We start from the raw sequence: 20,274 nt of genomic DNA, 5'->3' as shown, positions 1-20,274 counted from the left end.
TCTCTTCATTATAGCATTCATATACAAATCCTCCAGATCCTTTTTTTGCCAAAAAAAACAAGCCCAATTATTTGGGCTTGTTAGAAAGCTTTTACTTACTCCCCGATTGGCAAAATCAACTGTGAATCTGCTAACTCTAGAGTATAGGTGATATTCTGATTGCCACGAACCGTCATTCCAAAGTCTGTCCCATAAACGGTTAGACCGATTTGACGCCCTGCTGGCAGATGATACATCGTCGGATGAAGAGCCACTTCCACCTCAACGAATTCATTCGCCTTCAGATCATCATTTTTCCAAGGGTTTTCACGATTCTGTAAATTAATGTGACCGCGACTGATCAGCTTGTAATCATCCTCTGCCCCAAGCTTAAATTCAACCAAATTATCCTCGCGCCAATTTCTGCCTAATGGCAACCCATGGAGTGCTACTACATCTGGCACCGGCTTCAAACGTTTTGCCGTACCGAAATCAATCAACTCAAAGCTTAACATTCCAAGATCCACACTAGAGGATACCTTGATTTTCACTTTTGGCCGACCATTTAAGAAGATAGCTTCTTCTAATGCCTCAGTCTTCGCCAAATAGCGATGGCCGCTCATGGCGCCGTCTTCCTTCAATTCCTTCTCCCAAAGATCAATATTTTTTGTATAGCTTTGGTATTGCTTTTCCGGTAATTGATCATTGAAGGAAACTTGACCTGACACAGTGTTTTCAGATAATTCCTTTTCACCTAGGTGATACACTTTTTCACTTACTGGCGCCCAGTCCTTTAGACTTTCCCAAGTTTCTGGAGTGGTATTGTTTTGATAAACGATATCAGGCAAGATTTCTTTGGCTTTGTTTTCCACGCCGTAGAGCTTATGACTCAACCATAAGTTCATCATATCTTGGAAATCCAATGACGGCATATTGTTGATATAAATGTGCTGTCCTTGATGAAGAATCAATTTCTTCGCCACTGGCACCTCTTTCAAGGCATCCCACAGATCGGCAACCTGACGCGGCTTCACGTTCCAGTCATTCAACCCATGAACCATCACCACATCGCATTTGATGTCTTTGATAAACGGCAGATAATTCCGTTCATCCCAGAAGGTATTGTAATTGCCTGTCTTGCGATCCTGCAGCTCCGCCATTTCCTTTAAATAATCTAAGAAAAATTTCTTGCTGTGAAGGTAGTCTCCAGCGTTACGCATCTTGCTGAAGGTCTCGATTGCCAGCACATCCGCGTCCTCTCCTGGGAAGCCGCCAGGTGCGATGACTAAGCCGTTGTCACGATAATACTGATACCAATCAGAGATTGCCGCTTCTGAAATAATTGTCTCAAGTCCTTCCACTTGGCGGGTCGCACATGCCGTCGCTAAGGTCCCTAAGTAGGATTTCCCAGTCATCGCAACTTTTCCGTTACTCCACCACGCTTTAATGGCAATATTATCGGTTCGATTGGTGAAGGCGCGACGATTGCCAGCCAACCATTCAATATAAGCTACCATCGCCGTCGTTTGTTCAACAGAGCCACAGGTTTGGATCCCGTCAGAGTCTCTCGTTCCGATCCCTGATCCATACACTACCGCAAAGCCGCGTGCCAAGAAGAAATCATTTAAACTATGATTGTTCTCGCGAACAAAGGTTTCGGTCGCATGAGTCGCTTTCCCCTTCACTTCTCGTTCAGCAGGTAGATCTGGCTCTACTGGTTGGTATTGAATTTCTTCATAGGTTGTTTCAGTCGGCTCTTTACGTTCTAATGGCACATTCACATCATAGGTCAATTCTTCACCAGCAGGACCATTCACTCCTTGGCTGTAAGGACTAGCGGTAAATAAAGTTGCGACCTGCAGCCCTGCTTCTGTTTCTGCTGGTCGTAAAACTTCTAATTTCAAAAGATCACGCTTGCCATCTTGATCCGTATCTAACGGGGCTTCCACATAGACAACTTCGCGGATCAGGCGTGAGGTATCAAAGACCGCTTGTGCTTTTCCATTGAAGAAGAAGGGCTTGCTAACTTCTTTGTTCTCATAAAAGCCCTCAGAAGCTAATTTATCTAAATAGTTCAACCCATTTTTCGTATGGCTGGTTAATAACAAATACCACGCCTCAATCACTGTATTTTCATCGGAAAAATCGCCGTCGATCATGGAAATACCAATTTTTTCAGCCTCTTCAAGAACTTTTTTAGGCTCGAAATCAATCGTCGGTTCGAAATCTAACTGCTGCAACCCCATTGTATAAAAAACTTCCTTAGTTAAAGGAGTATTCATCTGATAAAAAGCGGCTAGATCTGTCGTTTCGTCTGCTAAGAAATTGCCCAGCTTACTAATAAATCCGCTCTCTTCCTTCACAGTCAAAAAGCTCTTACGTAAAAATTCAAACCACAGTTTCGTTGCGTCTTTTGCTGAATCGATTGTCAGAAAGCCCGCCTGGGTCAACTCCTTCTTCGCTTCTTCAAGTGAGACACGTTTTAAACCAAATTGATTGATTTTCATTTACTTCTCTCCTTTTTCATCTTTGCATTTATTCCAGATAAAGCAGCTGCAGCATCATTTTTCTTCATCACTCGCACAAAAAAAATAAAGACAATAGAAAAGCTGTATTAGTTCTGCTTTTTTTCTGATAAAATAATTATAACAAATCCTTTTGACCGGTTTGTTAAAGTTTAATGAAAACGATTACTAGTTTTATTAAGGAGGATGATCAATGACAGAAATGACTTATTGCCAAAGCTGCGGGATGCCCTTAACCGAAGGAACACACGGGACTGAGCATGATGGGGCAAAAAGCAGCGAGTACTGTCTATATTGCTACAAACATGGGGCTTTTGTAGATGACCTCACCATGGAGGATATGATCACTATCAGTATTAACCATATGAAGGAAGCAGGAATCTTAGCAGAACAAGGAAAAACCGAAGAAGAAACGTTAGAATTTTTGAACAGCTTCTTCCCAGATCTGAAGCGCTGGAAAAAAGCTTAAACAACTTAGATAATTTATTGAACTCTTGAAAAAGGTGAAGGCCGATCAACTAAAATTGATTGGACTCCACCTTTTTTTCTAATAATAGCGTGGACAGCGGCAAGATGCCCACGAATATGAACAACGACTAAAGAAAAATGACTAACGTAAAACATTCTAACAAAAACCTAACAATAAAGGAAAAAACCACTTCAAGCGGATTGCTTGAAGTGGTTTTCCTTATACTAACTCAATATATTTTTCATTCTTCTCTAAATGATGTAAATAAATCAATAATCGATCGTACAACTGATTATTGGCTTCCTCGATGGCTGCGCCAAGGTTTTCGCCAATTTCTTTGACTGTACGCTTCCCATCAATTTGTTGAAGAATAAAACTGCCATATTTGTCCAGCTCCATCTCAGTGGTTTCTGGAATCTTGTAATGAATCTTGCGTAAGACTCGTTGGATCCAGGCATTTTGTTCCGTGATAACAAAGACGATGCCGTCACGTACTTCATAATGCAAGCCTTCTTTGATGCGATAGACACGTTCTAACAGCTCTTGTGTTTCAGGGTTCACAGCATTTGGCTGTTGATTAGTCATTGTGTTTCACTTTCTTCACACTTAACAACGGCGCAATGATTGCAACGATTAAGATCGCTAGCAATAAGAATGCGGACCCGTTAGACCCTAAGAAGCCAGTTGGTGTTCCAGGTGTTACGACACCAGTTACTTGTAAAATAATTCCGATCAATCCGATGATTGAACCACCAGCGATTAAACCAGATGACAAGCTGACACCTAAAGTAATACGTTCTTCTGCAACTTCTTCTGTTTCCTTCTTGTTCAATACATCGATCAATTGACGGATCAACGCACCAACTAAGATGATTGAAGTTGTTGAAATTGGTAAGTAGAAACCAATCGCAAATGTCATGATTGGCACTTTCATGAAGTGTAACACGATCCCCATTACTGCACCGGCAATTACCATGTGCCATGGCAATGAACCAGATGTAATACCTGAAGTCAATGTGGCCATTAAGTTCGCTTGAGGCAAACCAAATGGAGGGTTAGAACCAGTGATCGCTAATTGTGGAGATAAGATCACCATCATACCAGTAACGATAACCACACCGACAATATTAGAGATCAAGAAGTAGCGACGGCCTTCGTTGAAGTTTCCGCCCATTACGAAAGTAACTTTTTGTGATTGTGAATAACCACCAGCTACTGAAATTGCAAGTACGATAAATGTACCAAACATTAATAATTGTTGTGTATTTTCAGCTGAAGTCCAGCCCATCATAACAAAGACTAAGGTCAAGATTACCATTGAAGCGATCGTCATACCAGATACTGGCAAGTTTGACGTACCGATCGTACCAGTCAAACGGCCTGCAACGATAACGAACAGGAAGCTTAAGATAATTGACAATAGACCACCAACAAGTGCCATTGCAACACTTCCAGTAATGATGAAGCCCATTACGATACCGATAACCGCACCAACGATTAATGGAAGCATGCCGCCGCCTTCTTGTTCAACTCCATCTTTACGGCCTTTTAAGGTTGCAGAGATAGAAGAAATGATGGTTGGGATCAGTTTGATCGCGCCGATCAATCCACCAGAAATCATCATACCTGCTCCGATGTATTTAACATAAGAACCAGAGATGACAGCGAAGTCTGATGCACTCAATAATTGAGCCGCATTGTCCCAGACATGGGCATTGCTGTTAGCCATTTCCATGAAGTAACCAAGTAATGGAGCGATCGCGAAGTTCGCTAAGATTGAACCAGCAAACATCAAGACAGAGACATCCATCCCAACGATGAATCCGATACCCGTTAATAATGGGTTTACTTCTGTTTCAAATTTCCATTTATAGAAGCTTTCATTGACATAGCTGATTACATTGTTCATAATACCGAACACTGAACCTGTTAAAGCAGTTAAAATCCCACCGATACCAAAACCGATACCCATGTATTTCAATGAGTCGCCACCAGTATCAGAAGCAACCAATGTTTCAGAAATAGCCATTGCTTCAGGGTAAACTAATTTACCGTGTTCACTAACCAACATGTAATCTTGAACGATTGAGAAAACACCGACACCTAGTAAAACAGCACCGATACCTAACCCAACACCTTCGATGAAGTTCACTTTACCGCCAACTAAAATTACGGCTGGTAATACGAAAATCATCCCTGATGCGACAGATTCCCCACCACTTGACATCAATTGCAATAAGTTCTTCCCTAAAATAGTTTTAGGTTTTACAAATAGAGCGACTAGCCCTGATCCAATAATTGCACCTGGGATACCTGCGGCTACAGTCAAACCAGCCTTCATACCTGAATAAGCGGTTGATGCAGCGAATAGCGCAGCTAGCAAAATACCTAAAATCATGATGATTGGTGAGCCTGATTTTTTAGGCTTATCAGCTACATACGGGACATAATCTTTCCCTGCTACTCCACCAAAAGCGTCTTTTGAGAGTTTTTTCATTATCTTTGAAATTCCTTCCTTACTATCTTTTCCCCAACGAGATGAGGAATCCTGTAAAGACAGGATTCCTGTCTCTCATTACCGACTATTTAACTAAGCGATAAATAGCGTCAGCATAAATAGCTGTTGCTTTGAACAAGCTATCAATAGGCATAAATTCGTTTGGCTGATGCATTACGTTTTCTTCCCCTGGGAACATCGCGCCGTATGCGACACCACGTTCTAGGATTCGACCGTAAGTACCTCCGCCGATTGATTCTTCGTGGCCTTCAAGACCCGTATGTTCTTCGTAAACGTCCAATAAGGTTTTCACTAATGGATCACTTGCTGGAACATAATGAGGAGTTTTCACGTCACCAATGATCGCGATTGAAACGTCTGCAGCTTTAAGGACTTCTTCCATGTTAGCTAAGATGGTATCTTTGTCGATGCCTTCTGGATGGCGAACGTTGATCGTAATCTTCTTGTCGCCTTCTGCAGTATAATCGAACAAGTTCGCTGATGAAGTGGTTTCACCCATTACATCGTGTTTTGTGTAAGCATTGATTTTCTTACCGTTGTAATCTAAGTGAAGGTATTCAGCGGTTGTTTGAATATAGTTGGCACCATTGCCGTCTAGGTTGTAGTCAGCTAAGAATGCTGCTAAGAATGTTGCAGAGTTTACACCGAATTTAGGTTCTTGTGCGTGAGCACCTTTACCAATCACTGTAATAGTGATTTCGCCGTTACTTTCCGCGAACTCGCCTTTGATTTCAGATTTTTCAACAAATGCATCAAATGCAGCTTTCATGTCTGCAACTTTTGCTTCGTTGTTAACCTTAAGTACAGCTGTTGCATCCCCTGGTACCATGTTGGTCCGCAAGCCTGATTTGAAGCTTACAAGATCAAAATCACCAGCTTCAGCGTTGTCTTTGTTTGCGAAAGTCACTTCATAAGATAAGATTCCTTTTTCACCGTTAATGATTGGGAATTGTGCATCTGGAGAAAAACCAACTTTTGGCATTTCTTCCACTTCCATGTAACGGTGGATTCCAACCCATTCACTTTCTTCGTCGGTACCGAAGATAAAGCGAATTTTTTTAGAAATCGGTAATTCTAAATCTTTGATGATGCGCATTGCATAATAAGCAGCGATTGAAGGTCCTTTGTCATCGGCTGACCCACGTGCGTACAATTTCCCATCTTTGATCACTGGTTCGAATGGATCTGTATCCCAGTTATCATCGACAGGAACCACGTCAACGTGTCCTAAAAGACCAAACATTTCTTCTCCGTCACCGTATTCGATATGGCCGGCTACATTTTCGATATTTTTCGTAACGAATCCGTCGCGATCGCCAATTTCTAATACTTTACGTAATGCGGCAGCTGGTCCAGGTCCAAGAGGTTCTTCTTTTGTTCCATGTTCCACGTCGCGAATACTGTTGATACGAATAAGATCGCCTAAGTCTTTCAGTAAGTCGTCTTTGCGTGCTTCTACTTCTTTTTGCCAATCAATTGTCATTGTTTAATCCCTGCTTTCTTTTTTTTGTAACAAGTTCAAGAACCTGTTAGATTCATTAGAAAGATCATGTCTAAATATAGTTTTCAAATTTTGACAGCTTAGAATAACCTTCTTAAAAAGACGAATTCACGGTCCCTTTTGAGGATGCAATACGTCAAAACAATCAACGGAAAAGACCGCTCATGAATGTCAAGATGTTATTCTATGATTCCTAATTCCGCAGTTTGTTTCACCTCCCAAGTCAGCATTATACCGTATTTTTATTCATAAGTCATTGTGAAAAAACCATCATTTAATAGAAAAAAGTTGATTTTCATTAAAAATAAAGTTTTCTCGTAAAGAACCTTTGTTATTCAAGCTAATCAAAAAAGAGGCTATTTTATTGTGACATGACATATTTAAAGCCTATAAGAAGTATAACGAAGGTTGTATCCGTTTACAAATTATATTTCATTAATTTAACCGCTTTGTTTCTCATTTATTTGTTATCTATTATTAATATTAAATTTTTGAATTTTCCAGATAATAACAAAAAAGAAACAACCTATCGAAAGGCTGTTTCTTTCTAAAATCATCTTGTTTTTTAACCAAAAACTCATATTACTGTTTTTTTATTTTCCTACTGGTCGTTCACTGCGGCTTGTGCCAACGTCATCTTCGCCTGCGGAATTCTGAATGGCGAACAAGAAATATAATCGATCGCTAGATTGTTTAAAAAGGCAATGGATTTCGGATGGGCCGCTGCTTCCCCGCAAATGCCAATCTTCAGCTTCGGATTGACACTTCTTCCACCTTCTATTGCAAGCTTCATCAAGGCACCTACTCCTGCTTCATCTAGTACTTGGAACGGATCATCCGCAAAGATTCCCATTTCCATATATTGATTGATGATTCGTGGTGAGTCATCGCGGGATAGCCCTAAAGCCATTTGAGTCAAATCGTTGGTTCCAAAGCTGAAGAAGTCTGCATGTTTCGCGATTTCAGCAGCCACAAAACAGGCTCTTGGAATTTCGATCATCGTTCCGATTTGATAGTCCAGCACCTGTTTATACTCTTTTAGGCTTCTTTGAATCGCCTCTTCGATAGATGCACGAACACGAGCAAATTCCTCCGCGTCAATCGTAAATGGAATCATGATTTCTGGTTGGATGGTAAACTCATTTTCCTTCGTTACCTCGCAGGCGGCTTCAATAATGGCCTCAGCCTGCATCTGATAGATTTCTGGATAGGCCACACCTAATCGAAGCCCGCGGAAGCCTAACATTGGATTGACCTCTGCTAGATTATCCGTTTTGCGTTTCACTTCATTGAAAGTCTTGCCTAGCTCTTTTGCTACTTCGCGGCACTCGTCTGCACCTTTTGGTAAGAATTCGTGCAATGGGGGATCCAGCAAACGAATCGTTGTTGCTTTGCCTTTGGCTGCTTCATACATAAACTTGAAGTCTTGCTTTTGCACTTCCTTTAGATTCTTCAATACTTCTACACGTTCCTTCAGACTATCCGCCAAAATCAACTGACGAAATTGCAACAAGCGGCTCTTTTCGAAGAACATGTGCTCTGTCCGTGCCAAACCGATACCGACTGCGCCTAAAGCCATCCCGGTTTCGATATCATTCGGTGTTTCCGCATTGGCTCGTACCTTGATTTCCGCGTGTCGATCCCAAATCACATGCAGCTCATCCAGAGCCACTGTATTAGTCACTTCCTCCATTGGTATTTCACCAAAATAGATATTGCCACTTGTTCCGTCAACAGATAGAATGGTTCCCTCTTCGATCACCTTGTCTCCGACAGTTGCTTTATTTTCTTCTAATACGTCTAAACGCTCACAGCCAACTACCGAACAAATGCCCATTCCGCGAGCAACCACTGCCGCATGGGAAGTCATGCCGCCACGACTAGTAATAACCGCTTCGCTGACTGCGATCCCTTCAATATCCTCTGGAGATGTTTCTTCTCGTACCAATACCACTCTTTCTCCGCGGGCTTTCGCCTCGGTCGCTGCTTCGGCAGTAAAATATGCCGCTCCTGTTGCAGCGCCGGGGCTAGCCGCTAAGCCGGATAAAAATGATTCATGCAGTTTTAGTTCTTTTTCATCAAAGTTTGGATGCAGTGCTGCTTCCAGATCCTTCGATTCGATTCGGCTGATTAGTTCTTGTTCGTCAATGATCCCTTCTTTATAAAAATCCAATAGGATGGTTAATGCTGCTTTTGATGTCCGCTTTCCACTACGAGTTTGCAGGATAAATAGTTTTTCCCGTTCAATGGTAAATTCAACATCCTGCATATCATGGTAATGCTTTTCCAAGTTCTCGCAAATCGTTTTTAATTGTTGGAATTGTTCTGGCAATTCATCCGCTAAAACTTGGATCGGTTTTGGTGTTCGTACACCGGCAACCACATCTTCTCCCTGTGCGTTGATCAAGTATTCCCCGAATAGACCGGGATCGCCTAACGATGGGTTCCGTGAGAACACTACCCCGGTGCCCGAAGTATCCCCAAAGTTTCCAAACACCATCTCCTGAATGTTTACGGCAGTTCCCAAATCATCGCTGATGCTGTGGAGGCGGCGATAGGTTTTCGCACGCTGATTGTTCCAGCTGCCAAAAACTGCTTCGATTGCTAGATACAATTGCTCAATCGGATCCTGCGGAAAATCACGCTGCAGTTTCTTGCGGTAAATTTCTTTGTACTCGCTTACAATTTGTTTCCAATGCTCTGCTGTCAGTTCATTATCGAAAGACAAGCCATTCACTTTTTTTAAAGCAGTAATTCGATTCTCAAAGTCGCTATTGTCCATTCCCATCACGACGTTTCCGAACATTTGCAGCAAACGACGATAGCAATCATAAGCAAACCGTTCATTCTGGCTATTTTCAGCTAAAGCTGCTACGGTCTGATCATTTAAGCCTAAATTCAAGACAGTATCCATCATACCCGGCATCGAAAATTTAGAACCGCTTCGAACAGAAACCAATAACGGATTCTCCAGATCACCAAATTTTTTCCCTGTTTTAGCAGATAGAGTCTCAACAGCCTCCATCACCTGATCCTTCATTTCTTCAATCAGTTGATTGCCATGATTCAAATAATATAAGCATGCTTCTGTTGTAACCGTGAAGCCGGTTGGCACTGGTAGACCTAATTTTGTCATCTCAGCAAGATTGGCTCCCTTGCCACCTAATAAATCCTTTTGTTCTTTTGAACCTTCTGAAAATAAGTAAACCCAACGATTCATGCGCTTCTCCTCTTAAAATAATTTTATTTAACCTGATTCCAGTGTAATACGATGATTATATAAAGTCAATAAGATGTTTATATAATTTTATTACGCACATATAAGCCGTGTTAAAAACTATTCTATAGGATTGATTTGAATCTAGGTATAAAAAAAGACCTCTCTATTAAAAGATTGGTCTTTCTAAGCTTACTCTCGATAATACAGGGCTAATCCTTTTAAAAAGTTCCGAGCGTATTTATCACCACAGGGTTTAAAATTGCGATGCCCTTCCTTTCGTAAGATCGCGCCAAGCTCTCCTTTTGAAGGGTAAACGCCAGCTTCCGCGAAGATCTCCAGCATATCCTCACTGGTCAGCGCTAAAGCGATCTTCACCTTCTTTAATAAAACATTGTTGATATGTCTAATTTCACCGCTTTGCGGCTGCGGCGCTGGATTCTTTAGCTGTCCTCTTTTCAACAAAATAAAGCCATTTAAAAATGCATCGAATGCCTGATTGTTCAGCATCTTCTCGTAGACATTCTTTTCAAAAGGTGCATTCTCTTTGTCTTGTTCATACACTTTCGTTAAGAGAGCTCTTTCTTCTTCTCTAGAAATCTCCACGCCGCCTAATTGAAAAGCCTTTACAATATCGCTGTCCTTAATATCCAACGCGTATCTTAACCGCAGCAATAAATCGTTATTATTCATTTTTTTCCTCCATACTTCTGACTAGTTTTCTAACTATACCATACCTTCAGGAATCCTTCGCTAAATAAAAAAGATTCGACTAAGAAATCACTCTTAGCCGAACCCCTTTTATATTGATTGAAACAGAATAAGCAATGCTGTTACTGTTCCGGGTAATGCTTGGATCAAATAAATCGTTTTGGTAACTGTTTTTCCGCCATAAACACCGACGATGACTACGAAAAGATTAAATAGCAATAAAACCATCAAACGTACTTCCCCTTGAAACAGCAACAAACTTGTCAGCATCGCTAATCCTAAACAACCATTATAGATTCCCATGTTCTTCAAAGCTATTTGAGCATTTGCTTGAGTGACAAATTCATATGGCATATCAAAAGTTTTCGCCTGTTTTTCTTTTGATGCAAACATTTCTAACCCCAAGATGACTAAATGAAGCAGTCCAATAAGTCCAGAAAGTAAAAAAAATGATCCTTTCCATAAATAGAACCCCTTTATCCTTGATTCATTTACTATATTCATCTTTTTACTTTTTTCCAATTAAAGCGACTCGTAATCAACGTTCTTCAATGATAAATCCGTTTGGTTGCAATTGGTAGCCGTTGTTTTCATGGTAATTTTGACCAAATACCCGTCGTCCCTCTTTTTCTACTTCGTAATACTCTCCTTGATTAAAGGTCGCGGTTAACGTTGTCTCTTTATAACTACGTGTTAGTGAGAATGTTTTTTTATCATCATCATAATGCCAAGTCATTGTTCTATAGCTGAAGATTTCAGAGAATTGTTTTCGCAATGCAATCAGCTGTTTGAAAAAGTTTCTTAGGTCTTCATCCTGATCCTCCCAGATCATACACCGTCGACAGTCAGGGTCCATCTCGCCTTCCATCCCGACTTCCGTCCCATAGTAAATACAGGGGGTTCCCTTTTGGATAAACATGAAGGTCAGCACCGCTTTCATTAATTCCTTGTTTCCTTTACATAAAGTCAAAATTCTTGGTGTATCATGGGAATCTAAAAGATTGAAGCTGACCTCATTGGTTTGGTCGCGATACAACAGTTGTTGCCGATTCATACCAAAAATCATTTGTGAGATCGAGATCGTCTCCTCAACAAAGAACGCCTTGATATTGTCGGTAAATGCGTAATTCATTACCGCATGAAACTCATCTCCCTCTAGCCAACGCTGTGACGAGTGCCAAATTTCTCCCAAAATGTACAAGTCTTCCTTTTGACGTAAAACGGCTTCATGAAATTCCTTCCAAAAGTGATGATCCACTTCGTTTGCCACATCTAGCCGCCAGCCATCAATATCAAACTCCCGAATCCAATAAGTGGCAATTTCCAATAGATATTTCTGAACTTCAGGATTCGCCGTATTGAGCTTCGGCATATTAGGATTGAAGCTGAAGGTGTCATAAGTAATTTCCTTAGCAAATTCTGAATCAGGAATTGCTGTATAACGCGGTGGAAAGGAATCAATATGAAACCAGTCTGCATACGCTGAATCTTCACCGTGCAAAATGACATCCTGCCATTGATGAGAACTCGACCCTAAATGATTGAAAACCGCATCCAGCATCACACGAATGCCGCGTTCATGAGCCTTTTCCACTAATTCACGAAAAAGCTGCTTCGTTCCAAAGTGCGGATCAATCTCATAGTAATCTACCGTATCATACTTGTGATTCGAAGGCGAGGTAAAAATCGGACAAAGATACAACCCATTTACCCCCAAATCCTCTAAATAATCTAATTTATCAATGATCCCCTGCAGATCTCCCCCGAAAAAATTCTCTCGCGTTGGTTTTTCACTTCCCCAAGCAGCAACATCCTCTGGATCATTAGAGGGATCGCCATTATAAAAGCGCTCTGGAAAAATTTGGTACCAAACGGTTTTAGCTACCCAATCTGGCACTTTAAATCGATCAATCTCTTGAAAATAAGGCATTCGGAAATATAAATAGTCACGCTCCAACCGATCTTCCTCATTCTCAAAAATTCCCTGGTCCGTATAAAAAACCTGATCGCCAGAATAATCTGTAATACAAAATGCATACGCCAAACGCCGATGAGGGGCGGTAACTTCAATTTCCCAATAATCATGGGTATCTGTCGTATATGTTTTGGTCATGGGCTCATTCTTTTTGTACCATTTTTCTTCAGCAAAAGTGTAAAAATCGCCGCTGATTAACCCCACTTTTTTTATCTCATTACGAGCGGTTTGTAAGCGAATCCGCATCACGTCTTTGTTATATAGAAACGCATACTCACTCTCGGGACGATGATAAATTCCTGCATCGTTCATCCCTCCACCTCCATTTCTGGATCGATTATACCAAATTTTCTAATAGCTCCTCCACTCTAATCAATTCCTAAGTGTTCAAAAACCATTTTTTAGCCAAAATATGCTACTATAATAATAGAAGAATAAATTTTTCTTCGCCTCGTATATCGAGGATCACTCCAGGGCGTAGCATGTTTGGGGAAGCGGCTGCGTCCGTATTTTTTTGACAAAGCCAGTAAATTTTGCTTTAATAAAGATAATTATTATTGAAACGAGGGATCATGCCATTGAAAAACTAAGCGAATGTTGGAAGTTGCAAGCTAATCTTAGATTAACGTATATCAAAGGGATTAGTGGGCAAATTTTCAGGATTGGCTTAGGGTTTCAAGGGAAGGTCTCTTTTTTGCCAGTTATGCTTTTCGCAGTTTGCTTCATATGAGAAGGAAATGACCCTTTCGTGAATGTAGCGAACAATCTTTTTAGCAGAATGGCGTGCACAAGAAAATAGAATCATTTTTCACTTTTTGAAAAATGAATTCTTAAGCAATGAGTTAGCTGTTAGCAGTCGACTCAGAAAAAGGCTACCACCCACCCCCTAGTCCTTTCCTGAAATTGGAACGGATTTTTTTGTTTCCATAGTGAAACAAAGAGGGGGGATTTTTTATGTCTACAATTAAAATTACACATTTGACCTTTGGCTTTGACAAGCAAGTAGATTTATTATTTGAGGACGCTAATTTGACAATTGATAGCAGCTGGAAATTGGGCTTAGTTGGCCGGAACGGTCGCGGAAAAACAACATTACTGCAGCTATTGCTAGGGAATCATGCCTATCAGGGAGAAATTCAGTTTCCCCTGCAGCCGGTCTATTTTCCAGCGGCTGTTGAGGAGCCTGAACAGCTGACTTATTATGCCTTACTGGAACTGGCTGATTTTGAATTATGGGAATTGGAACGGGAAATGAACTTGATTCAATTAGACCCGCAGATTTTATGGCAGCCGTACCAAACCCTTTCTGGAGGCGAACAAACCAAGGTTTTATTAGCACTGCTCTTTACTCAAGAGAACTTTTTCCCATTAATTGATGAACCAACCAATCATTTGGATTTGCAGGGTCGCCAGCATGTTGCGGAGTATTTGCAACGGAAAGATGGCTTTATCGTCGTCAGCCATGATCGTCAATTTTTAAATCAAGTAACCGACCACACTTTAGCGATTGAAAAAAGTCAGTTAGTGCTCTACCAAGGAAATTTCGCCACTTACGAAGAACAAAAAGAACTACGAGATGAATTTGAATTGGCTCAAAATAAAAAAATCAAAAAAGAAGTGGGTCGTTTGAAGAAAACAGCCGCTGAAAAAGCCGAATGGTCTCGCTCTCGTGAAACCGACAAATACGGTAAGCCCTCCGAAAAGGGCAGCGGCGGTATTTTCGATACTGGCTTCATTGGCGCTCGTGCAGCGCGCACAATGAAGCGTTCCAAAACAATCGAACAGCGAATGTATGATCAAATCGAAGCCAAAGAAGGGCTTTTAAAAGACTTGGAAGATGTTGATCGCTTAACGATGAACTATCAGCCTAGCCGACATGGACAATTACTAAAATTAGATAATCTAACACTTCGATATGCGGACCAGGAACCACTTTTTGCTCCCTTATCTTTTGAATTGAAACGTGGAGAAATCACTGCTTTAACTGGACCAAACGGGATAGGAAAATCCAGTGTCCTTCATTACCTATTAGGTACCTTTGAAGGAGAGGCCGACGGTGAGCTTCTTCGACCATCTGCTAGAGTCAGTTATGTACGCCAAAACTACGAAAACAATAGCGGGAATTTACAAGACTTCGCTGAAAAAAATCAGTTGGATTATTCTGCCTTTTTAAATAATCTGCGAAAACTCGGCATGGAACGAAATGTTTTTCAAAACCGCATTGAAGAAATGAGTATGGGACAACGAAAGAAAGTGGAATTAGCGAAATCCCTTGCTCAGCAAGCGGATCTCTATATCTGGGATGAGCCGTTGAATTATCTCGATGTCTTCAATCAAAAGCAGCTGGAAGAACTCCTGCTGCAAATCAAACCTACGATGCTGATTGTCGAACACGATCAAACCTTCCTGGAAACGATCCAAGCTCAGCAAATTGCTTTAAAAAAATAAAAGGAACCGTCCCGAAAAAGGGCGGTTCCTTTTTTAAAAATTGTCCATTTAAAGTAGAGGTTATCCAGCTACGGCGGATTATAGCAGAACGGGCTCGTTCAGACTGCCAACTAGTTAACAATCCAAGCAGAAATTTTTTTCTTCGTTAGGAAGGGTTGCTCTCACATATTCTTGAATATGCTTATGAAACGAATGAACCACCATAGACTGTTCATTCTTCCGTAAGACCTCAACAAAAGCTAAATGCTCTTTCGATTTTTTTCAAGGATACCCAATGAGGTCAAATCCTCATTCATAGCAATAAGCAGCTGATAAAACATGCTCTCGAGTATTTGAGTCCTTTTCACACTACCGGATAGATTCCAAAGATACTTGTGAAAAGAAAGATCCAATGCATTTAATAAAAAAGCTTTATCTTCCTCATTTCGACAACGCTCTTCTCCATCTTTCATCTCCATTGCAATCTCCGTTAGCTGTTGAAAATCTTCCTCGCTAAGCATTTGATTTCTAAGAATTTTTCGTAAGATTTGCGTTTCCAGTGATGTACGAATTTCAAAAACTTCCAATATTTCAGCTGGTTTCAATTCAATCACTTGATTTCCTTTACGAGGAGAAAATGTAATCAACCCTTGTTCACTTAAGATACGCATGGCTTCCCTTACTGGAGCGCGACTAATATTAAAATGATTGGAGATTTCCATTTCAATTAATCGGTCGCCGCCTTTTAATGTCCCTGATAAAATTCGGTTTTTTAAATGGGAAACAACTAAATCACTTAAACTTTGTTTTTCGTATTTTGGCCCACTCTCCATAAATAAATCAGTTCCCCTCAAAAATATCTAGTTAACTAATTATATCAGAAAGCTCCCATTCAGTCTTAGACAGTAAAATGGTTCTTATTTTTCTTTATTTTCTCGCTCATCTTTTTTATAGTGGACTATAAAAAGTCAGAGAATTTTTTTCTCTGACTTAATAAAACGATTCTTTAACCAAACGCCTGCTCGGTTCTTGAGATAATCTCATCCTGTAAGGCTTTCTCCAAATTATTGAAGTAATCACTGTATCCTGCGACGCGTACAATCAGGTTCTCATACTCTTTCGGATGTTTTTGCGCTTTTAGCAAAGTTTCGCGGTTGATTACATTGAATTGAATATGATGACCATCTAACGCAAAGTAACTACGAACCAGTGAGGCCATATTGGTAATTCCCTCTTCCCCTGCCACTACACTAGGAGTAAACTTCTGATTCAATAAGGCTCCACCTGTTTTGGTTTGATCGATTTTTGAGGCCGATTTGATTACCGCTGTTGGTTCATTGCGGTCAGCCCCTTTCTCTGGTGAAATACCATCTGGTAATGGAATCCCCTTATGTCGACCATTTGGTGAAGCTTCCATGACTTGACCGAAGTATACGTGACAAGTCGTCGGTAAGAATTCAACCACTGTTTTCGAGCCCTTCGGCGTTGGACGTCCTGCGATTACTTCCTGCAGAGATTCTGCTACATCCCGTAGTAGAGTATCTGCATATTCATCGTCATTCCCATACTTAGGAGTCTCGTTATACACTCGGTCATAGATTTCATCATAGTTCTCGAAATCCGCTTCGCATGCATCTAATAATTCCTGCATTGTCATCGTTTTTTCTTCAAACACATTGTGTTTTATCGCGGCTAATGAGTCAGTGATCGTTGCAATCCCCACACATTGAATGTAACTTGTGTTGTAACGAGCACCACCAGCATTATAGTCTTTACCAACTGAAATGCAATCATCAGACATCACTGAAAGTAAAGGAACTGGCATGAATTCCATGTACATTCTCTCAATCATATTATTCCCAGCGATTTTCACATCCACTACATACTGCAATTCTTTATGGAAAGCTTCAAAGACTTCTTCGTAGGTTTTCATTTTCGTGAAATCTCCTACATCGATTCCTACTTGCTTATCCGTATAATGATCGTAACCACGATTCATTGCTAATTCAAATACTTTCGGAATATTAAGGTAGCCAGTCAACACATAGGCTTCTTTACCTGCTACACCAACCTCTACACAGCCTGAACAAATACCGCTTTCTCTGGCATCGTCCACCGATTTTCCTAAATAGCTTAATTCAGCCAAGATGGCTTCTGAATTGTACATCGCAGGCTGTCCCCAGCCTTTGCGAGAAACCTTTAGCGCTTCACGTAAAAATTTCTCCGGTGATTTGCGAGAAATCTGAACATTTGAACTTGGCTGAAGCAGCTTCATTTCATCCATTACTTCTAGAATCAGATAGCTGACATCACTCACCCCGCTCGTTCCATCGGGGCGTAATGCTCCTGTGTTAAGATTACAAAAGTCGGTATAGGTCGCACTTTCTTTTAGCGTGATGCCTACTTTAGGTGGTGCTGGCTGATTATTAAACTGAATCCACAGATTTTCTAATAATTCTCGAGCTTCTTCTCTAGTTAAACGCCCTTCTTCAATATCTTTTTCATAAAATGGTTCTAAATGCTGATCTAGCTTTCCAGGAGAATAAGCATCCCAATTGTTCATTTCTACTGTGACACCGATATGAGTAAACCAGTACATTTGAATCGCCTGACGGAAGGTTTGCGGCGCATGTTCAGGTACGACATCGCAGACCTCAGCTAGCTCCAGCAATTCTTGCCTCCATTGTGGATCTTTTTCAGTTTCAGCTAAATCGCGGCATTGTTGAGCATAACGTTTCCCATAAATGATCATGCCTTCGCAGACTAATTTCATTCCTTCTAATTCTTCTCGTTTATTTAACGCTTCCATATCGTTGTTATAATCTAGTTGATCAATTTCTTGTTGAATGTCTGCTTTAAAATCGGCGAATCCTTTTTGATACATTTTTCCATCAGCTACAGTGTGGCCTGGTCCCCGCTGCATCAAAAACTCTGTATATAATCCTGCATCAAACAATAAGTGCCATTCTTCCGGTAGTAAACGATTCATCCGTGTCATCATCGCACGATCATGCCAATAAGGAATGATTACCTCTTCTTGGATTCGACGATCCTCTTCGCTTACACGGAAGAAAACTTTTTCACGATTGTGCATATTATCGAAGTCTTCTAACGTGTGACAGCATAGCTCAGGAAAAGTCGGAGCCGCCCAAGGTTTGTCTCCCTTTTCACCGAGAACCAGTGAGCCTTTTTCAATGTAGTTTGTTCGATTCTCCATAATATACTTGAAGGCCAACCCACGTAAAACCGGTGCGGAAACTTTGCCTTCCCACTTTTTGTATGCTTCAGTCAGCAAAACTGCTCGTTCCATCGAAATACTCGGTGTACATTCTTTGTCACTGATTTCCCGCAATCGTTTAATGCGCTCTGTACTTCCCCTTCTTGTTGGTTCCAGTGTTAATTCAGTCATTGCTTTTCCTCCTGTTTTAAACTATTTTTAGCCGCCGATCGTCACTTGATAGCCAGCTTCTTGATAGACTTTTTTTACCATTTCTACTTTTTCATCCGCAGGTTTGATAAAATTTTGTGTACAAACCCGCTTCAAGCGCTCATACTTATCCCGACCGAAATCATGATATGGAAGGAGCGATATTTCACTCACATGAATTTTTTCAATTATTAACCAATCGATGATTGCTTTCGCATCCACTTCCTCTGCATTAATTTCGTCTAATAAAATCAAGCGTAAATTGATCTCTGCCTGCTGCTCCGATAAGAAACGTAAATTCTCTAAAACCAATTGATTCCCTGCACCGGTATATAGTTGGTGATCATGTGAATTTATGAACTTTAGATCATACAAAAATAAATCCGTATAGGGTAAAATCCGGCGATAATTCTCAGTTGGTGCAACACCACACGTATCGATTGCTACAGAAATCCCCAATCGTTGGCATTCACTCGCAAGCTCGATGACGTAATCCATATTTTGCGCCATCACTTCTCCACCGGAAAATGTCACTCCTCCGCCAGATTGATCATAAAAAATTTGATCTGCTTGAATTTTCTTTACCAATTCGCGGATGGAGTATTCTTTTCCAATCAGCTCCTCTTTCCCATATTTATTCAACATAACCTCTGGTGCAAACACTTGGCTCTCTGGATTGTGACACCATTCACATCTGATGGGACACCCTTTGAAAAAAATCGTTGTACGAATACCTGGCCCGTCATGGGTCGAAAATTTTTGTATATTAAATATCGTAGGCTTTTTCACGTGCTTCCCTCCCATCTCTCATTATAAAGTCCTTCGTCAACACTTGCAAGCGCTTAATTCACAATAATGAACATTTCGGGTTTTTTTATCTGTATTTTTCATTTAAATGATGGTTAGGAATTTGATCTTTTTTCGGGTATACTAAAAATAGCGAAAAAGATGTAAGGGAGTAAATGAATGAATATCGGTGAAAAAGTAAAAAGTCTGCGCAATGAACGGGGAATGACTCTTAAGCAGCTTTCCGAAGCGACTGGATTGTCAACGGGCTTCTTGTCTCAATTCGAACGAGGAATTACCACTATTGCAGTGGAACATTTATCAACAATCGCAGCTTTATTTGAAGTACGAATGAATTATTTTTTTGAAGAAGAAACAGAAGTAGAACCCATCATACGTGGCTACGATCAGCCGGTAATCCATGAATTGAACAACATGATCTACAAGCAACTAAGTCGAACGCCTCAGGATAAAAAAATTGCTCCGAAAATGATTGAGATTATGCCTCATGAAAGACGAGAATTACCTACTACTTATCCCCATCAGGGCGAAGAATTTGTTTACGTTTTGGAGGGAATTTTGACACTGGTGATTGAAGATAAAACGTACCAGCTCTATCCTGGCGATTCTGCTCATTATTTCTCTACGATTGATCATAACTGGGATAACCAAACAAGTAATGTCGTAAAATTTATTGTCGTACACTACCCGAGTAACACATCCACCCGTGAGAACGGGT

At 40.7% G+C, this 20,274-nt stretch carries 14 protein-coding genes; 3 read left to right on the top strand and 11 right to left on the bottom strand.

Features of this window, described 5'->3' with window-relative positions; all coding sequences use genetic code 11:
- Positions 1-95: 95 nt before the first annotated feature.
- Positions 96-2,486, bottom strand: coding sequence for a Xaa-Pro dipeptidyl-peptidase (locus RV13_RS12195; RefSeq protein WP_010743818.1), 2,391 nt, complete (start codon positions 2,484-2,486; stop codon positions 96-98).
- Positions 2,487-2,697: 211 nt separating this feature from the next.
- Here RV13_RS12195 and RV13_RS12190 point away from each other — a divergent pair, with 211 nt between their 5' ends.
- Complete coding sequence (locus RV13_RS12190; RefSeq protein ID WP_010743819.1) at positions 2,698-2,973, top strand: zinc ribbon domain-containing protein; 276 nt, start codon at positions 2,698-2,700, stop codon at positions 2,971-2,973.
- Between the two features lie 219 nt (positions 2,974-3,192).
- Here the strand turns inward: RV13_RS12190 and RV13_RS12185 are convergent, their stop codons facing one another.
- The 7 genes from RV13_RS12185 to RV13_RS12155 form a co-directional block, all read right to left on the bottom strand.
- Complete coding sequence (locus tag RV13_RS12185) at positions 3,193-3,558, bottom strand: PqqD family protein (protein ID WP_010743820.1); 366 nt, start codon at positions 3,556-3,558, stop codon at positions 3,193-3,195.
- Positions 3,551-5,470 carry an OPT/YSL family transporter gene (locus RV13_RS12180; RefSeq protein WP_010743821.1) on the bottom strand — a complete coding sequence of 640 codons (1,920 nt, stop codon included), beginning with the start codon at positions 5,468-5,470 and terminating at the stop codon, positions 3,551-3,553. The genes RV13_RS12185 and RV13_RS12180 overlap by 8 nt, the downstream gene beginning before the upstream one ends.
- An 85-nt stretch (positions 5,471-5,555) precedes the next feature.
- Complete coding sequence (gene pepV / locus RV13_RS12175) at positions 5,556-6,974, bottom strand: dipeptidase PepV (RefSeq protein ID WP_010743822.1); 1,419 nt, start codon at positions 6,972-6,974, stop codon at positions 5,556-5,558.
- A gap of 619 nt (positions 6,975-7,593) precedes the next feature.
- Positions 7,594-10,212 (bottom strand): pyruvate, phosphate dikinase, encoded by a 2,619-nt coding sequence (gene ppdK, locus RV13_RS12170; protein ID WP_010743823.1) that lies wholly within the window; start codon positions 10,210-10,212, stop codon positions 7,594-7,596.
- 189 nt (positions 10,213-10,401) lie between these two features.
- Positions 10,402-10,902, bottom strand: coding sequence for a YehS family protein (locus RV13_RS12165; RefSeq protein ID WP_010743824.1), 501 nt, complete (start codon positions 10,900-10,902; stop codon positions 10,402-10,404).
- A 108-nt stretch (positions 10,903-11,010) separates the two neighbouring features.
- A complete protein-coding gene (locus RV13_RS12160; RefSeq protein ID WP_373278395.1) occupies positions 11,011-11,313 on the bottom strand; it encodes a DUF1304 domain-containing protein in 303 nt (100 codons plus the stop codon).
- Between the two features lie 145 nt (positions 11,314-11,458).
- The gene (locus RV13_RS12155; RefSeq protein WP_010743826.1) at positions 11,459-13,207 is read right to left on the bottom strand and encodes a glycoside hydrolase family 13 protein; all 1,749 of its coding nucleotides are present in this window, start codon (positions 13,205-13,207) and stop codon (positions 11,459-11,461) included.
- A 642-nt stretch (positions 13,208-13,849) separates the two neighbouring features.
- Between RV13_RS12155 and abc-f the strand changes: the two genes are divergently transcribed.
- Positions 13,850-15,343, top strand: coding sequence for a ribosomal protection-like ABC-F family protein (gene abc-f / locus RV13_RS12145; protein WP_010743827.1), 1,494 nt, complete (start codon positions 13,850-13,852; stop codon positions 15,341-15,343).
- A gap of 239 nt (positions 15,344-15,582) precedes the next feature.
- Here the strand turns inward: abc-f and RV13_RS12140 are convergent, their stop codons facing one another.
- The 3 genes from RV13_RS12140 to RV13_RS12130 all read right to left on the bottom strand — a co-directional run bounded on the left by RV13_RS12140 (position 15,583) and on the right by RV13_RS12130 (position 19,538).
- On the bottom strand, positions 15,583-16,155 hold the full coding sequence (locus tag RV13_RS12140; RefSeq protein WP_010743828.1) for a GntR family transcriptional regulator: 573 nt from the start codon (positions 16,153-16,155) through the stop codon (positions 15,583-15,585).
- Positions 16,156-16,328: 173 nt separating this feature from the next.
- Positions 16,329-18,731 carry a trans-4-hydroxy-L-proline dehydratase gene (gene hypD / locus RV13_RS12135; RefSeq protein WP_060789554.1) on the bottom strand — a complete coding sequence of 801 codons (2,403 nt, stop codon included), beginning with the start codon at positions 18,729-18,731 and terminating at the stop codon, positions 16,329-16,331.
- Between the two features lie 27 nt (positions 18,732-18,758).
- A complete protein-coding gene (locus tag RV13_RS12130; RefSeq protein ID WP_010743830.1) occupies positions 18,759-19,538 on the bottom strand; it encodes a 4Fe-4S cluster-binding domain-containing protein in 780 nt (259 codons plus the stop codon).
- 177 nt (positions 19,539-19,715) lie between these two features.
- Between RV13_RS12130 and RV13_RS12125 the strand changes: the two genes are divergently transcribed.
- A partial coding sequence (locus tag RV13_RS12125; RefSeq protein ID WP_071875965.1) for a helix-turn-helix domain-containing protein occupies positions 19,716-20,274 on the top strand: 559 nt, incomplete at its 3' end.

The organism is Enterococcus raffinosus, from assembly GCF_001886185.1.
GTDB lineage: Bacteria > Bacillota > Bacilli > Lactobacillales > Enterococcaceae > Enterococcus_A > Enterococcus_A raffinosus.
The sequence above is the reverse complement of the archived record's forward strand: the minus strand, read 5'-3'. Positions and strand labels throughout refer to the sequence as shown.